Genomic DNA, 15,965 nt, shown 5'->3' with positions numbered 1-15,965 from the left:
TTTTCCTAGGTCAACTATACTCTGTGTTGGCATTTTCTCTTTATCTCTATTGCCAATATGGGAGAAAAGGAAAGAAAAGCAAAAAAATTCTATATCTTTCCCAAGTTATTATTTTTTTACTAGTTTTTCTTCTAGCTTATCATGTTTACTATCCTATATTTTTTAAATAATAGAGTTTGCAGATCTAAATGTTTAATAGAAAGTAGTAAGACAGGTAGACCGCTGCCGTTCAGCATCTTTGTCTGAGGAAGCACTAAATCCATTTATTAAGCACAATCTTCCTAGGGAGAACTATTTATGACAGAAAGAAGTGTCAGAGAGCCTGAGCAGCCGGTCAACTACGCCATGCTCAGTTTGTTTCAGTATCTGGCTTCAATTTTGGTAATCTTGGTGCATTGTCAGCGGCTTTTTGAGAATGAAGTCCTGCATTTTACTCAGAAAAGTATGTTTGGTCGTATGGCAGTGCCCTTTTTCCTGATTTCATCAGCTTTTATGTTTAAATCCAGCTTGGCTAAGAAGCAGGAAATGAAGCTGTATATTAAGCGTGTTTTGAAGCAGTATCTTTTGTGGAGCGGGATTTATGTCCCTTATGCCTTGGCCTATTTTTGGACCTTGCCACTTCCTAAACATTATGCTCCTTTAGCCTTATTGGCTGGGCTTCTGTATATAGGCTTATGTTATCAACTTTGGTACATTCCCGCCTTTCTATTAGGTTTACAGTTGGTCCATTTTTTATATAAGAAATTAGGCCCCAAGAAAACATTTGTCCTTTTACTGGTTCTATATGCCTTAGGTGCCATTGAGACTTATCACGCCTATCTGGCTCCTAGTCTTTTAACAGACTGGTATGATGCTTATGCTAAGCTCTTTTTTACTAGCAGAAATGGTCTCTTCTATACGCCTATTTTTATCTATTTAGGCTACTTTCTAGCTGATTATAGACATATAGAGTTATTACACAAAAAATGCAGGATTTTACTTCTGCTATCAAGTCTTTTGCTAGTAGCAGAAGGAGTGCTGATTTACTTCAGGCAGGGATTAGATAAAAACTTTTTCTTTGCTCTTATTCCGTTTAGTTTTTTCTTATTCAATTGGCTGTTAAAAACTAGATGGAAGCAAGAAAAAAACTGGAGACATTTAAAAGACCTAAGTATCTTTTATTTCTTCCTTCATCCCATCTTCATTGATTTATCTTTTTTTCTTCTTAATTTCCAGCATCTGACCAAGTGGGAAAAGGGCCGTTGGGTCTTCCTTCTGACGATTATCCTGACTCATCTGACTTCAGAATTAGTGATCCGCTGGCGAAGGAAGGGTTAAATTTATCGCTAAAGAATTTGGTATGTTTAAGATGAATAGTTACTATTTCTTTATATCTTGAATATACAATATAAGTGTACAATAAAAACTCATAAGATTTTCTAGTAAAATAGAATTGAACGAACTAGTTACGAAAGAAAATCTTATGAGCTATCACCATTTTACCATAGATGAGCGCGAAAGTATTCTGATTTACCGTACAAAAGGACTAAACTTTTATCAAATTGGAAAATTACTTCATCGTCATCCTTCCAGCATTAGTCGGGAGTGGAAGCGACATTCAAAATCAGGAAGTTATTCTCCCAACAAAGCACAAGCATCTTACCACAATGCTAAGTCACACTGTGGGCGAAAGAGAAAGCTTGAAGTAGATCACCATTTAAGCAATACCGTCAAGCACCTTTTTCTCGATTGCCAATGGTCTCTTTAGGAAATAGAAGGCCGTTTGTGCCTAGAATATGGGAAATCGATTATTAGTTATCAAACGATTTATAGAGCCATCTGTCGCGGTCACTTTGACGACAAGCTGTCACATGACGCTCGTGGTGTGATTCGCAAACTTCGTCATCGTGGGAAACCACGTCATACAAAAGGTTATGTCGAAAATAGAGGGAAAATCCCTATTTCTCATACCATTCACGAAAGACCCGAAGAAGCAAACAAGCGAGCTAAGATCGGTGATTAGGAAGTAGACACGGTTGCAGGTAAAACTGGAAAAGCTTGTTTAGTGACTCTAACCGATCGCTATTCTCGTTTTCTTAAAATCAAGAAGGTAGCGGTCAAGAAAAGCAAACTTGTCATAGAGGCTATGGTACAAATGTTGGAGCCTTTGCCGAAAGAAACCGTCATTCCAGATAGAGGAAAAGAATTCACGAATCATCAAGACTTGACCAATCAATTAAAGGTAGGGGTCTATTTTCCAGACCCTCATGCGCCATGGCAACGAGGGACTAATGAGAATACCAATGGATTATTGCGAGAATATTTTCCCAAAGGGAGCGACTTAACATTCATTGACGAGCACACCATTCAGCTGTGGGAAGACAAACTAAATAATAGACTACGAAAGTGTCTCAACTGGAAAACTCCTTATGAAGTATTTTATGGTAAAATTGTGCACTTACTTTGACAATTCAAGTCAAATAAAAAGTTAGACTGAACACTTTTGTATGTCCTTCTACGATTTCAGTGAATTATCCTTTGTATTATCTCCTTCAGCTATGCCATAGACTGCTGCTAACTGGATAATTTTCTTTGCCCATTTGCTATGCGGCTTCACTTCATTCATCCGGTTTTCTTTATATCCTTTTATTACACCAATTTGCTGCTGATTTGTATTAAGAATGGTCAGAGCATCTTGGTAGTCTTCTAAACTAACAATGTTATTCTCAGCAATAAGGCTTAGCTGAGAAGGATGGATGCAAGTTTTTCCAATGAATCCATTAAGTTTGTCTAACTCTAGCTCTTTTTTCAATCCATGAGCCCAATTCCCGTCTTGAAATTGGCTATTAAAGTATTCCCATACTGGTCCTGAACAGATATAATCTGCGGAAAAAATATTTAAGATATCTGTTAAACAGTCAGCAATAAGTTTAACATCGTAGATAGTCTGGTGGACATTACGACGAATACCGAAAATATTACTAAAATCAGTTGCACCCACACGGATATTTAAAACTTGCTCTTTATAGGGTTTTAATAACTCTGATATAAAAAGAAGTTCTTCCATTCTGGTATTCTTTTTCATGATGCTCTTGCTTTCAAGAATTGGCATTATGTAAAATGTATGATTTGTTCTTTTGCTAAAATTGTCGAAAACTTGAAGGTAGGCAGGAGCAGTAGTAGAATCAAATTTAGGAAAATTAAATCCAGAAACTAGTTTAAAGATATCAGGAGAAGAATGGTCGAGCATTTGATTAAATTGTTGGGAAGAACGGACTCGGATAAAAATTAAAGGGAGAGAATCAAAATCTAGCTGGCCAGTTTCCAAGGCTTGATTCAGTTTGTCTAAAGTCTCAAAGAGTTGTAATTCAGCTTGGTGAACAGTTCCATCTCCAATAGAATCTTCTAGATCTAGGCAGATTGAGCTACAGCAAGGATGGAGGCCAGCAATGATTTCATCAACTATCTGAGTTCGATGAGCGGGCATATAAAGAAGTCCAGCTATTGCATATTGCAATAAATCTTTTGGGGAATTTTGATTAAATTGGCAACCTTCTTTAAATAGGGGTATAGAATCATAAGTAAATTTCATTCAAATCTTCCATTCAACACTTTTAAGTTTTTTGTTCAAGGACTACTGAAAGAATATCCTCAGCGCCTTCTATTCCTTGATTAACAATCGTATAGCTATCTTTATTATCGATAAGCTGGTAAACTTCACTGTTCTTTGGTATCATTTTTATATCGCCTAAAGATAAGAAGCCAGCATCTAATTTTCCGTCACCCGAAGTAATTAGAAATTCTTCTTTGAGATAGTCTTTTAAAAAAGAAAGAGCGTTTTCTTTAGAAATTTCTTTAGGGATGATGTAAAGTTTAAGCCCCTGAAGAGTGAAAGCCCATTCTAAATTTTTTAAATCTTTTTCAAGACTTGGCAAGATAAATTCTTGAACGATATCCTGATCTTCGGTAACTTTAGTAAAAAAGAATAAATTGTCAACCAAAGATGGAGTTCTAGTTAAGTATTTTTGATATTTAGTTAAAATGTCTAAGATTTTAGGATAATCTAAAGCTTGTATTTGTCGAGTTCTTTCGATGTGTTCCTGCCAGACTTTTAAAGGTTGACCTTTATGCAGAATGATTCCGCCATTAGCAACAACAGCATAAGGGCAGTCTTGTAGAGGGATAATGCGTGAGAACTGCGCTAGCGAGCGAGTTGTAATTGGAACCAAGTGGATATCACAGCGAGTTTTGACTTGAGCCAGTAATTCCAATGCTCTATGGCTCATATAGGAGATTTCATGTCCGTCTAGATGTTCTACACAAGAAACAGTCTGATAATTTTCAACAAACTTATTAGAATAAATGATGGTTCGATCTAAATCAGTAGCAAAAAGCATAATATTCCTCTCTTTTTTGGGACTGATAGGTGTAAAATTTTAATAGAAAACAAAAATTTCTTTTTTAATTTCAAGCAGTTATATTTTAAGGTTATGAAAGTTAGATTGATAGTCTTAAATTTTTGTTCAAACTTAAATGAAACAATATTATAATCTTAAATGACTTAAGAGAATAAATTTTAGTTATCAAAGTGTGTAATTCATCAAACTATACCAATCTTACTATAAAAGAGCCGATAAGTAAAGGCTGAAACACTAGTGTTTCAGCCTTTCTATAACTAACATTTATTTTGTAAGAGCTTTTCGGATGAAGTCTATAGGGATAATCAGAACTGCAATAGCAAGTGCTACAATATAGTGTTCAATATCCATAGGAACAGTATTGAAAACCTGTCCACCAAACTGAATGATTAAAGATTGAACAATAGCAATGGAGATCATGACAATTGAGAATTTTTTGTTTTCCGAAATATGTTCAAAAACATTAAGACCGGTACTGCGAGTATTGAGGGAATTGAAGATAATCGCATAGATAAACACAGTAAAGGTGAAGGTAGTCACCATTTCAAAGTTTCCAGTTCCATTAGTGATGAAATCTTGAATACCAGCTACATTTTTAAGAATAGCTAGACAGACAAGAGTAATGAAGATACTAGCAACTCCAATAGCAGACTTCATATATTTTGTCAGGATATTAGCTTTTTTAGCTACTGGCTTTTCATTCATATACCGTTTTAAGGTAGGTTCTTCACCAAATGCTAAAGCAGCTAGTGTATCCATGATAAGGTTAATCCAAAGGATTTGAATGATTGTAAATGGCTCTTTCAGACCAAAAAGAGGAGAGAGAAGAGACATAGCAATAGTAGTTACATTAACTGTCAGCTGGAAAATAATGAATTTGCTAACTGATTTGCTCATTGTCCGGCCGTAAAGCACAGCTTTTTCGATAGACGTCAAACTATTGTTTAAAATAACTATATCAGAGGCTTCACGGGCAACCTCAGTTCCGTCTCCCATAGAGAAACCAACATCAGCAGCTTTAAGAGCAGGGGAGTCATTGACACCATCACCGGTCATACCACAAACCATATCAAGATCTTGAGCTGCTTCAATTAAGCGCTTCTTATCCATTGGTAAGGCACGACTTACAACTTTCATATTAGGAAGTTGCGCTTTTAATTCTTCGTCAGAGAGGTTCTCTAGCTCATCATGGGTTAGTACTAAGTCTGTATCACTGGTAACAATTCCGGCTTCTTTAGCAATAGCGACAGCTGTTTCTTTACGGTCCCCTGTAACCATAACTACTTGAACTCCAGCCTTATTCATTGTTTCAACAGTTTGTTTAATAGAATCTCGTACATTGTCTCGAATACATACAACAGCAATCAAGATTTTGTCTGCTCCCTCTTTCTTAAGAATAGCAAGAAGACGCATAGAACGATTAGCCTGTTCCAAAGAGATAGCAGAGAATTTATCTTTATCAGGAGTAGTAAAAGCAGTCTTATTTCCGTTTTTATCAAGATAGAAATGACAGTCATCTAAAATAAATTCTGGTGCTCCTTTGATGTAAATTTCACCTGACTTAGTTGTAACACTAGCATATTTTTTAGCAGAGTTAAACTGTTCTTTTTCAGCAATAGTGTTTGTATCGAAATCTAAGAGATTACGGTTGATTAGAAAATCTAAAAGTGCACGGTCAGTTGCGTTACTTCCGACAGCTATACCGTCTGCAATATTAGCGTCATTATTCAAACCAATACCATGAATAACTTGCTTGAGTAACTTTTCAGACATACTAGAGAAATCAGCAGCAGAACTCTCATCGGTTGTCTCATAAAGAGTTCCATCGCCAAGGAAGAAATCAACAACAGATAGTTTTCCTTCTGTAATTGTTCCAGTTTTATCGCTGAAAAGGATATTCATATAACCAGCTGTTTCAATAGTATCTGGATGGCGAACCAGAATATTCTGAGCTAATAAGCGGCCTGAGTTCATTGAAGACACAAGAGCCAGCATCATAGGCAACCCTTCTGGAACTGCCATGATAATGATAGTCACTGCAAAGAGAATTGTTTCAATTACTAATAAGAAAATAGATGAGAGATTTAAATTATTTGCGGCATTTAAAGCGAGTAAACCAAGAATAAGATTGATGACAGAGTAAGCCGCACCAGCACTGTATCCAAGAACACCAATATTTTCTGCCAGTTTGTTCAATTTCTCTTTTGATGGAGAATCTTTCCCATCCTCTTGGAGAGAGGTATTGATGCTTCCAAGAACAGTATGGTCACCAATATCAGTTGCTTCCATAACAGCTTCACCAGATGTTACCACAGTTCCACGGAAGATTTTTAATTCTGTAAAGAGGTCCTGACTATCTGGTTCTACATGATCACCTAAAGCGATTTTTGTAGCGTCTTCACTTTCTCCATTCAAGATAGCTTGATTTACTTTTAATTCCCCAGCAAGAATAATACCATCAACAGGAATTTTATCACCAGTTTGAAGTAGAATTTGGTCCCCTTTGACAATATCATCTACTAAAATTTCTTTAAGTTTACCGTCACGATAGACTTTAGCATTAGTTTTGCTTGCTTCTTCTTGTAATGTATTAAACTTTTGCTCATTTTGATATTGTGAGATAGCTGAAAATCCAGTTGATAGAAGAATGGCAAAAATCAAGGAAATTGCTTCGTACCAATTTGCTTCACCAATACCTGGGAAAATCATACCGATAAAGTTGAAAATAATCTTGAGACCTAAGGCAGCAAGCAGAATCAAAATCCACTGATCTTTAAATGATTCAATAAAAATGGAGAGAAGTGAATTGGCTTCTTTACTGGAAAGTTTATTGTCACCATGAGCTGATTTACTTGCTGCAACCTCAGCTGAGCTTAGCCCTTTAAAGTTATTCATTTGGTTTATTTATCCTTTCTAAAAATAAAGAGGCTGAGACAATAGTGTTCAGTCTCTTTTTCGCATGTCAATAAAACTTGATATGGCTACTGTTTGTCTTTAGCTAAAGAGTGCAGCTATACCATTTAAATCAGCCTGTTTTCCTTCACCGATGGTGTGGAAAGCCCAAGTTGAACCATCTCTTACGAGTTCTGCAAAGACAACAGCTGTATCGGTCGAATAATCATCTTTCAGCTGGAATTTACAAAGTTCAGAATTGTTCTCGACATTAACTAAGCGAACATAGGAATTATTAACCATGCCGAAAGTTTGGCGGCGGGCGATAGCCTGATCGATGGTAATAGCACAAATGATTTTATGGATACTTGGTGAGAGAGTAGCTAAATCCAAACTGATAACTTCATCATCACCATCTCCTGCACCCGTACGGTTATCACCATTTAAGTAAATCCCAGGAGCAGTTTTGTTATTATAAAAAATGACATCACTAGCAGAAGTAATTTTACCTGCTTCATTTAATAGGAATGCAGAAATATCAAGATCAAAATCTGCACCACCGGCAGATACGTCCCAACCAGCGCACAAGTCAACTTTTGTAAGGCCCGGAGCAGCTTTCGCTAAATTTAGGATAGTATTTTTTTCTAAATCAAGAGATACACCTCCAGTTGCAGGAGCAACTTCAGTGGGGGTTGGAGTAGAATTGGCAGGTCCGCCAAGTGAGGTGAAATTAATAGCCATGAGAGATTCCTTTCTGATTAACGGTAAGATTTTTCAATGTCTTGGATTGAAGCGTTTAGGTATTCTCCAACTGCTTTGAAAGTCCAACCATTGACAGTGCGTGTAAGTTCAGCAAATTTAACGGCCGTCGCTTTACCACCATCTTCTGATAAATTGAAGCGAGCGATTTCTTTTTCAGGACGTTGTGCCTGATCAACTAAACGAACGTAGGCATTCTTTACTTGGCCAAAATATTGTTTGCGATTTTTACCAGAATAGATAACAACTGCTACAACGATTTGAGCCACGTCTGGATGAATATTATTGAAATTCACAAACATGTTTTCATCATCACCGTCACCAGCACCAGTAAGGTTATCATGATCTAACTGAATACCTTGAGATTTCTTTTTACCGAAATAGACAAGGCTATTAACTGAACGGGTCAAATGACCAGAAGCATCAAGAAGGAAGGCGCAAAGATCAAGGTCGAAGTCGGAGCCAAAGAAACTTGTCTTAACATCCCATCCTGCTGATACTCGGATATTTTCTAAAGAGAAATCCGTTTTAGAAAGATTAAGGAAGTCATTCTTTGCGAGGTTAAGCATGCCTCCTTTATTTAAATCGAGTGTAACTTCACGCCCTTCCGTACTAGCAGTTTGAATAGGTGTGTTAGCAGCAGGAGATTGGGTTTGTTGCTCATCTCCACCGAATAATTTACCAAAAAGTCCCATAATATTTTCCTTTCTATTTTCTTAATTACATATAGCGAGACAAGAGTTGGTTGAGGTCAGCGATAGCTCCCTCACCGATAGCTTCAAAAGCCCAACCATTAGCTGTCCGACTGAGGGAACAAGCTGTTACAGAAGTGTCAGCAGAATAACTGTCACTCAATTCATAGCGGCAGATTTCCTGTTCGTTATTATCGGCATCTAGGAGGCGGACGAAAGCATTTTTAATCATGCCAAAAGTCTGACGTTTAGTGACTGCATCAAAAATAGTAATGAAGAAGATAATTTTCTTAATTCGAGGTTCAATTGCATCAAGATTAATTTGGATTCGTTCATCGTCGCCTTCGCCTTCTCCAGTACGGTTATCACCTTCAAGACGAATTCCAGCTGCAGACATATTATTGAAGAAAATAACATCATTTGGTACTTGTGCAACGCGGCCGTTTTCTTCAACTAAGAAGGCAGCTAAGTCAAGGTCAGCAGTGGGTCCAGCAACAGCCATATCCCATCCGCCACCTAGAATACAATTTTTTAATGCAGGAGCCTGCTTTGTTAAATCTAAAACGCTCCCTTTAGAGAGGTTAAGAGGAGCAGCAGAGCTGCCAGAGTTTAAATGAGTGAAATCCATATAGATATTCCTTTCTGAATCATAATATTTTTAAAACTCTTTAGCTTAAGGGAAGCCAAGTAAGAGTTTTTGCTACCATATCTTAAGTGATATCAATGACCGCTTATAAAACCTTTTTCAGCCATGTCAGATTTCATATGTTCTAACTCAATAGAATCACTTTTTCGTTTTTCAGCAATTTGATTATTGATCTGCTTGGTTTCTTCAATTCCTTTTTTGATTGTCTCATAAGTTGTACGAAGAGTCTCCATTTGAATAGAGCTTCCACCAGCCATACGAGCAATATTAACAGATTGATTAGCAGTATTTTGTGCATTACGAATTAGAAGTTCATTGGTTTTTTCATCCAATTGTTTGATAGATTTAGCTTGAATTTCCTGTCTTTTTAATTGAATAGCTTGAACCAAACATTGCTTGAAGATTGGCAATGTGATAATAAAGGAAGAATTGATTTTCCGCATCAGATTAAAGTTAGACATTTGCATGGTCTGAATCATAGGACAGGTTTGCATAGCCACGTTTTCAGCAATTTGCAAGTCATAAGTTCGTTGAGCGAGCATATCTTTAATCATGCTCAGTTTTTGCTGTTGAGTTTGTTTTTCTTGTTCTGTCATATCCGTGCGAGCTAAGACCTGCTTACTGTACGCTTCAATTTCTTCTTGAGCGATCTCGCCAGCAACAATATATTTTTCTAATTCTTCATAGTAGGCCACATTCGTTTTATATTGTTTTTCCAAATTTTCTTGGGTTTGGTGAATCTGAACTTCATATTGCTTCAATATGGTATAAATCTGATCAACTTCTTTACCCATATCTTCATATTTAGCAAAAAGTTTATCAATATTATTCCTTATTTTACCAAATAATTTTTGCAGAGCAGATGCTTTTTCTGGATTTTCAATTTCTTTAATATCGAATTTATCCATGATTTTAGTGAGTTGGACGAGCATTCGAGAAGCTTCCTCTGCATCTACTCTCCGCATAGAAGATAGTAGAGCATCAGATATTTGAGAAATCCCTTCACTCGGTTTTTGACCGAAAGCCATAATTGAGTTGACATTAGTAATATCAATCTCATTGGTGAGGTTCTGAACCTCAGGCAGTGATCTCAGCTTCTGCTTGTAAGCTAAATTGTCAGCTAGGACTTCTGGTTTAGCAAGTTCAAGTTCAGTTGATTCAATCTCTTGGGGAGTCGAATCAAAACTTCCTGTGTTGATAGGCATATTGTTTTCCTTTCTTTAATTAAAAAGTTTACTGAAGAAATTTTGTTTTTTCTGCTTTCGTTGAATAGCTTGAAAACTTTGCTCATAGTTTATAACATCTAACCTGATAGTGTTAAAGTACTCTGCATTAATATAAGAGTTCAGATCAGATAAGCCGGCAGGTGAAAAAATGATGATGTCAAAACCAATTTTTCCAAGATAGGCAAGGACATAGCAAGTATTTTTTGATAACTGAGTTTCGCCTTCCAAGAAAAATACAATCTTGGGTATAAAGCCAGTAAAATCAAAGCTATCTATGAGTCGAATTACTCTTTTATCCAACTGTAGAATCAACAATGCAAAGTTTAATATTTCTTCTTTGGATACTGTCAATGGTTGTTTGAATAGTCGAGTATCAGCAATGGTTTCGTTAATCTTATTGAGAAGGAATTTTTCTGTTTCATCGTTATAAGGAGCATAGCGATAGAATGGGAGCTTCATAATCTCCTCAATATCAAAACTTCCATTACTGAGTTGACAAAACATAAGCTGATACTTATCGGAATCATTAATTTCGTGAGTAATCAGTTCATCACCATTGGATGTTAAAACGAGCGTATTGTCAGACGAAGAGCAGATATTGACCAAGCGGGCATACTTGTCAATTGGATTATATTCTCCCTCTATTTCAAAAAAGAAATGTGGGACATAGACTGTTTTCTCAACGGTCCTAAATCCATTCCGAACTTTTGCAGGTGCGTTCCAATTTTGTTCTACATCAATTAAAGTTGAATTGAAAAAAATGGGGCTTGTCGTTCCATTTCGGAACTGCCAAGGCCTATAAATGCCAGAATTTGTAAATAACTGTTCTTCAATTTGTGTTTCTATATCCAGTGTAATTGAACGATTTTCCTCTATAATTTGTCCATTTTTAGCTCTTTCTGCCCAACTTTGGATAGGTAGGATTTGAGTGTTTTTATGGACAGTACTGATTTGCTCAGAGTCTACTAGAGCAAAATTTTCATCATCTTTTAGTGGATTGATATAAATGACATCAAATCCAAAGCGATTTAGTAACAGCAAGAAATATATATCGTGTTTGGAAATACTACCATAGTAGATGCACTTGTTTGTAAGGTAATCTCTATCTTGATAGGATAAGTTGAAAATATGTAAGTACGCATAGAGGAGCATTTTGCAAATGAAATTATTTCTTACGCTGTTATTCAGGAAATTTTCCTGACGGATAGCAAGGTTTGTTATATATTCTAGAGCAATCAGAAATTGGTGATTGAGCTCTGCATCTTCAAAGAGTGTAATATCCTGACTGGCTATTTGACTAACTTCCATTGAAGCAAGCTCGTTTTTTATGCTGTTAATGAAATCAAAATCTGCATCCATTGGGATTTGACCGTCAAAGTAAATAGTGTGAGTTGAATCCTCTTGAGCTTTTACCAAAATAGTTTTTAATACACTATCATATTTACTTTGATTTTCAACCCCGATATATCGTGTAAAAACAGGAGCGAAAGTGGCTTGTATTCCTTTTCGTTCTGTGATTGAACGCCAAAGTTCAAAGGGCAGATTTTGCAGACTGGTCGACATGAAATATACCTGCTTTCTACGATTATAATGTCACATCTTTTGTCTTCTTTGTATAAAAGTTAAACGAAGGGTGCAGATGGTTTGCTTTGTACCTCCTAAATCACTGGAGATAGCTTATTAAAGTCTGCTCTCCCCTGCTTTATAGATACCATTGTATATTTATAAAATGGTCTTTGTCAAGAGATAAACTATAAATCAGCGACTTCCTTTATAATGCCACAAACATTATATTTCTGTAAGTTGACATATTCGATTGGGATCTTCTTTTCTTCACATAATTGAAGGATATGTTTAAGGTATTTTTGATTAGCCTTTTCTCGAATTAATACCCTGTCTGGAAGGCGCCTAAGCAGAACTCTAGTTGTCTCACCAACTCCTGGTTTTATTTTATTGATATCACTAATGTTGTAGGATTGGGCGATTTTCTTAACTTCGTCCAATCCTTTGAAATCCTCATTGAGCTCTTCTTGTGAAGGATTGAAATAATCTAATTGAACTTGGTCAAAATAGGATTGCACTTTATCTAAGAATTCCAATGAATGGTCGTAAGCTTCGTTTTCTGCATAATAAACGGCTCCGTGAAGCTCGTCGTCACTCATTTCTTTTAATTTGACCGTCCTGCTGACGAGGCCGCTGACAGTAGCATTTAAGCAAGCGCTAGGGATTAAAAAGTCCTGACGAGTACCATAAAGCGGTGTTACCGAAGCTGGATCACTGAGTACAGCTAGAGTAGGATCAAGTTCGGAAAAGAGTTTATTTTCCTCTGCTAACCTCTGGCAGGCTTCTTCTAGGACAGTATTTATTGCTCCTTTTCCAACCCAACCATCCACGAATTGAATATCTTTAGGATGGTGCTTGTTGGCTATAATATTCATGGCAGCTATGTCAATCCCTTTACCTCTAATGATAGAAATACTATAATGTGGCACATCAAGCTGATACTTATAGTGAAGGTACCTTTTTATTAGAATACCTATAGGAGTCCCTGCCCTTGCTAAGGAAACTAAAACAAGATTTTCTCCTTTTTTCTTGAAAATCTTTTCAGAAAGACTTGCTATAGCGTTAGCAGTCTCAAAAGAAAGAGTTGCGAGGCTTTCTTGATAGATTTTCATATAGCGCTCTGTTGGGGCATATTCTAGAGGTAGCATTTCGGAATAGTGAACGCCCTGTTGATTTAACTTTTCTCTTTCAGCAGTGTCTAATACAGGAACCTTTCCACGCACATCTTGTAAGAGGATGGTTACATCGGATTCAGGGTAACTAGTTTTTACTAAATTCATAAAAGCCTTTCTTATTGTTTAACAAAAATTAATGTTTGCTTACTAAAGGGCTGCAGTTTATTTTGAAGAGCTGCTCGAAATGCATCAGTCATAACCTCATAGACGATGATAATTTGGTCATAATGACGTTCAATATCGTAAAGAAAAGTCATTCTATTCGTTTCGTAAGCACTGGCCAAAGCTAAGCCGTTATGGAAAAGATAATTGTCTTCACTTGAGAGGGAAATAGGACTTCTTGTGGTGGAGCGAACCTCTGCATCAAGTTCTTGGGCTAGTCTAATTGGTAACCACATGTTTTCCTCAGTTCCAATGACAGCTATTGTTTCTTTTTTAGATTTCCGAGAGACTTGCGAAGTTAATCGATTTAGAGCAGTTTTTTGGAAGACTAAAAACTCTTCTTTAGTGAGACCTGTTCGAGGATTGAGGTTGTCAGATAAATGATAGTGAACGTCTGAAGTTAGTCTTGGTTTTTCCAGTGTTGTTTCTTTCAGTTCTATGAGAGGAGTATTATCTCTCATTTGTCCACTGACTAGGTATATTCTTTTGATTTCTTTTTCTTGAAAAATCTTACGATTCTTTGTATTTTGCCAGTTTAATATAGAAGCGGCTGCAAAAGAAATACCGTCTTTAACTTTTTGAAATTTTTCAATAAAGTTAACAATTGTATTTCCTGTTGTTATTTCATCTTCGATAAACAAAACGATATCGTAATCAGGAATATCTGATCGGTAATATAATTTTTGTGTGCTTGCATGTGAATGCTCTTCTTCGAAAGAGATATTTTGGATATCTGTGTTAATGCTTTCTCTAGTAGTCTGTAAATAAAAGACAGTTTTCAGATCTTTATTTTCCAAGGCCATATGCATGATTGCCTGGGCGATCCCAGTAGCCGTCTCTGAAAAACCAACAACCAAAATACGCTTGTCAGAAGGAATTTGCCTTTTTATTTCTTGATATAGTTCGTAAAATAGCTGCAGCGTGTTATGGGCTTTAACAGGATAATGCTTAGCTTGATATTTATTAACAAATAAATAGTCTCGATTGGGATTATTATTTCGCTTGCAAATAGCAACCATATCATTGATAACGAAGGAACTCTTATTTTCTTCTATATTAACAAAATCTTCTACTTTTAAAAGATAGGTCATTATTATTCCTTTCAAAGTTTGCAATTAATTAACCTTTATTGTCTTAGTATATCACTAATTATTTCAACTGTCATTTTTATACTTCAGACAAATCTTGACAATCATATTGAGGATATTGTGATATAATAATAAAAACATTTCAAAAGAATTTTCCCTATGTTTGAACATCTACAGCAGCAGTTAGCTTTTACAAATGAGCTGGAAAAGCTGAAAGCCACTCATCGCAACAATCGAACCTTGGACGCCTATCGTTTTGAGAATTCTGCTGAGCATAGTTGGCAGGGGGAGCTCATGGCGCTAGTCTTTCGAGAATATATCCCTGAAGAAGTCAATCTGGAAAAGGTCATGTCAATGTTATTGATTCATGATTTGGGCGAAATATATGCTGGCGATACCTTTATCTTTGACGACGCGGGCAAGAGCGATTCTTACGATAGAGAGCAGACTCCTTGAAAATCAGTTTGGACAATCTGCCGTCAGATCATCAGGATTCCTTTTTAGAGCTCTGGCAGGAATTTGAAACCGGCATTAGCATAGAGGCTAAATATGCCCGAGTGAGGGATGCTTTGGTCCCCCTACTCAATCACTTGGAAGTCGCACAGCCCCATGACAATCCTCATGGCCTGACCAAGTCGCAGGTTATTGCGAAAAAATCCTTTATCCAAGAAACCTCTGAAACTCTTTGGGAATTGGCTCAAGAAGTCATTGAGCAAAGCGTTGCTAAGGGGCTTTACCTAGATGAGTGAGGCTGAGAACCTTGCTCGAAGATAAGAAGTTTGAGACTGGTTGAACCAGTCTTTTCATGTTATAATATTCAGACAAGATTGAACGGAGAGAGTGTTTCACTTATCATGATTAGCTCAAAATACGACTGGCAGTTTGCCACTAATTTTACAGACGAAAAATTTTTAAAAAAGGCTAAGAAAGCTGGATTAGAACCCGCCGCTGCCAGTCTTCTTTACCAAAGAGGTGTGCAGACTGAAGAGGCCTTGCAGGAATTTTTGGAGCCTAGTTTAGATCAGCTTCACGACCCTTATGACCTGCATGATATGGAGCGGGCAGTGGAGCGCATTCGCTCAGCGATTGAGAATTACGAGCAGATTTTGATCTATGGCGATTATGATGCTGATGGGATGACCTCGGCATCTATTGTCAAGGAAGCCTTGGACCAGCTGGGGGCTGAGTGTCAGGTCTATCTGCCCAATCGCTTTACGGATGGCTATGGTCCTAATAGTAGTGTTTACAAGTATTTTATTGAAAATCAGGGAATTTCGCTCATTATTACAGTGGACAATGGTGTTGCGGGACTTGAAGCTATCGAGCTGGCCCAGTCTCTGGGCGTGGATGTTATCGTGACGGATC

Annotated in this window: 12 protein-coding genes and 2 pseudogenes; 4 read left to right on the top strand and 10 right to left on the bottom strand. The window is 36.9% G+C overall.

From position 1 onward, the window contains the following. The first annotated feature begins 297 nt into the window (after nucleotides 1–297). Nucleotides 298–1,317, top strand: coding sequence for an acyltransferase (locus Q0191_RS08700; RefSeq protein WP_297665678.1), 1,020 nt, complete (start codon nucleotides 298–300; stop codon nucleotides 1,315–1,317). A 145-nt stretch (nucleotides 1,318–1,462) separates the two neighbouring features. Then, a pseudogene (locus Q0191_RS10495) lies at nucleotides 1,463–2,446 on the top strand (IS30 family transposase). 48 nt (nucleotides 2,447–2,494) lie between these two features. Here the strand turns inward: Q0191_RS10495 and Q0191_RS08680 are convergent. From Q0191_RS08680 to Q0191_RS08635, 10 genes are all read right to left on the bottom strand, one after another. Beyond that, nucleotides 2,495–3,571 carry an HpcH/HpaI aldolase/citrate lyase family protein gene (locus tag Q0191_RS08680; RefSeq protein ID WP_297665674.1) on the bottom strand — a complete coding sequence of 359 codons (1,077 nt, stop codon included), beginning with the start codon at nucleotides 3,569–3,571 and terminating at the stop codon, nucleotides 2,495–2,497. 22 nt (nucleotides 3,572–3,593) lie between these two features. Continuing rightward, nucleotides 3,594–4,376, bottom strand: a complete 783-nt coding sequence (locus Q0191_RS08675; RefSeq protein ID WP_297665672.1) for an HAD family hydrolase — start codon at nucleotides 4,374–4,376, stop codon at nucleotides 3,594–3,596. Between the two features lie 285 nt (nucleotides 4,377–4,661). Then, the gene (locus Q0191_RS08670) at nucleotides 4,662–7,292 is read right to left on the bottom strand and encodes a calcium-translocating P-type ATPase, PMCA-type (protein WP_297665670.1); all 2,631 of its coding nucleotides are present in this window, start codon (nucleotides 7,290–7,292) and stop codon (nucleotides 4,662–4,664) included. Between the two features lie 99 nt (nucleotides 7,293–7,391). Next, nucleotides 7,392–8,030 carry a TerD family protein gene (locus Q0191_RS08665; protein ID WP_297665668.1) on the bottom strand — a complete coding sequence of 213 codons (639 nt, stop codon included), beginning with the start codon at nucleotides 8,028–8,030 and terminating at the stop codon, nucleotides 7,392–7,394. A gap of 17 nt (nucleotides 8,031–8,047) precedes the next feature. Beyond that, on the bottom strand, nucleotides 8,048–8,743 hold the full coding sequence (locus Q0191_RS08660; protein ID WP_297665666.1) for a TerD family protein: 696 nt from the start codon (nucleotides 8,741–8,743) through the stop codon (nucleotides 8,048–8,050). 25 nt (nucleotides 8,744–8,768) lie between these two features. Beyond that, entirely contained in the window at nucleotides 8,769–9,368 is a 600-nt protein-coding gene (locus Q0191_RS08655; RefSeq protein ID WP_297665664.1) for a TerD family protein, read from the bottom strand. A 92-nt stretch (nucleotides 9,369–9,460) separates the two neighbouring features. Further along, nucleotides 9,461–10,591: a toxic anion resistance protein gene (locus Q0191_RS08650; RefSeq protein ID WP_297665662.1), complete on the bottom strand. Its 1,131-nt coding sequence runs from the start codon at nucleotides 10,589–10,591 to the stop codon at nucleotides 9,461–9,463. 15 nt (nucleotides 10,592–10,606) lie between these two features. Beyond that, nucleotides 10,607–12,175, bottom strand: coding sequence for a YceG family protein (locus Q0191_RS08645; protein ID WP_297665660.1), 1,569 nt, complete (start codon nucleotides 12,173–12,175; stop codon nucleotides 10,607–10,609). A 188-nt stretch (nucleotides 12,176–12,363) separates the two neighbouring features. After that, nucleotides 12,364–13,455: a cysteine protease StiP family protein gene (locus Q0191_RS08640; RefSeq protein WP_297665658.1), complete on the bottom strand. Its 1,092-nt coding sequence runs from the start codon at nucleotides 13,453–13,455 to the stop codon at nucleotides 12,364–12,366. Nucleotides 13,456–13,466: 11 nt separating this feature from the next. Then, nucleotides 13,467–14,603: a phosphoribosyltransferase domain-containing protein gene (locus Q0191_RS08635; protein WP_297665656.1), complete on the bottom strand. Its 1,137-nt coding sequence runs from the start codon at nucleotides 14,601–14,603 to the stop codon at nucleotides 13,467–13,469. Nucleotides 14,604–14,759: 156 nt separating this feature from the next. Here Q0191_RS08635 and Q0191_RS08630 point away from each other — a divergent pair. Both Q0191_RS08630 and Q0191_RS08625 read left to right on the top strand, forming a co-directional pair. Then, nucleotides 14,760–15,349, top strand: a pseudogene (locus Q0191_RS08630) (HD domain-containing protein). A 105-nt stretch (nucleotides 15,350–15,454) separates the two neighbouring features. Beyond that, nucleotides 15,455–15,965, top strand: a 511-nt coding sequence (locus Q0191_RS08625) for a DHH family phosphoesterase (RefSeq protein WP_297665654.1), incomplete at its 3' end; no start/stop codon positions are given.

Origin of the sequence: uncultured Streptococcus sp. (assembly GCF_938036805.1) — a bacterium.
Classification (GTDB): Bacteria; Bacillota; Bacilli; order Lactobacillales; family Streptococcaceae; genus Streptococcus.
This window is presented reverse-complemented; position numbering and strand designations above follow the sequence as displayed.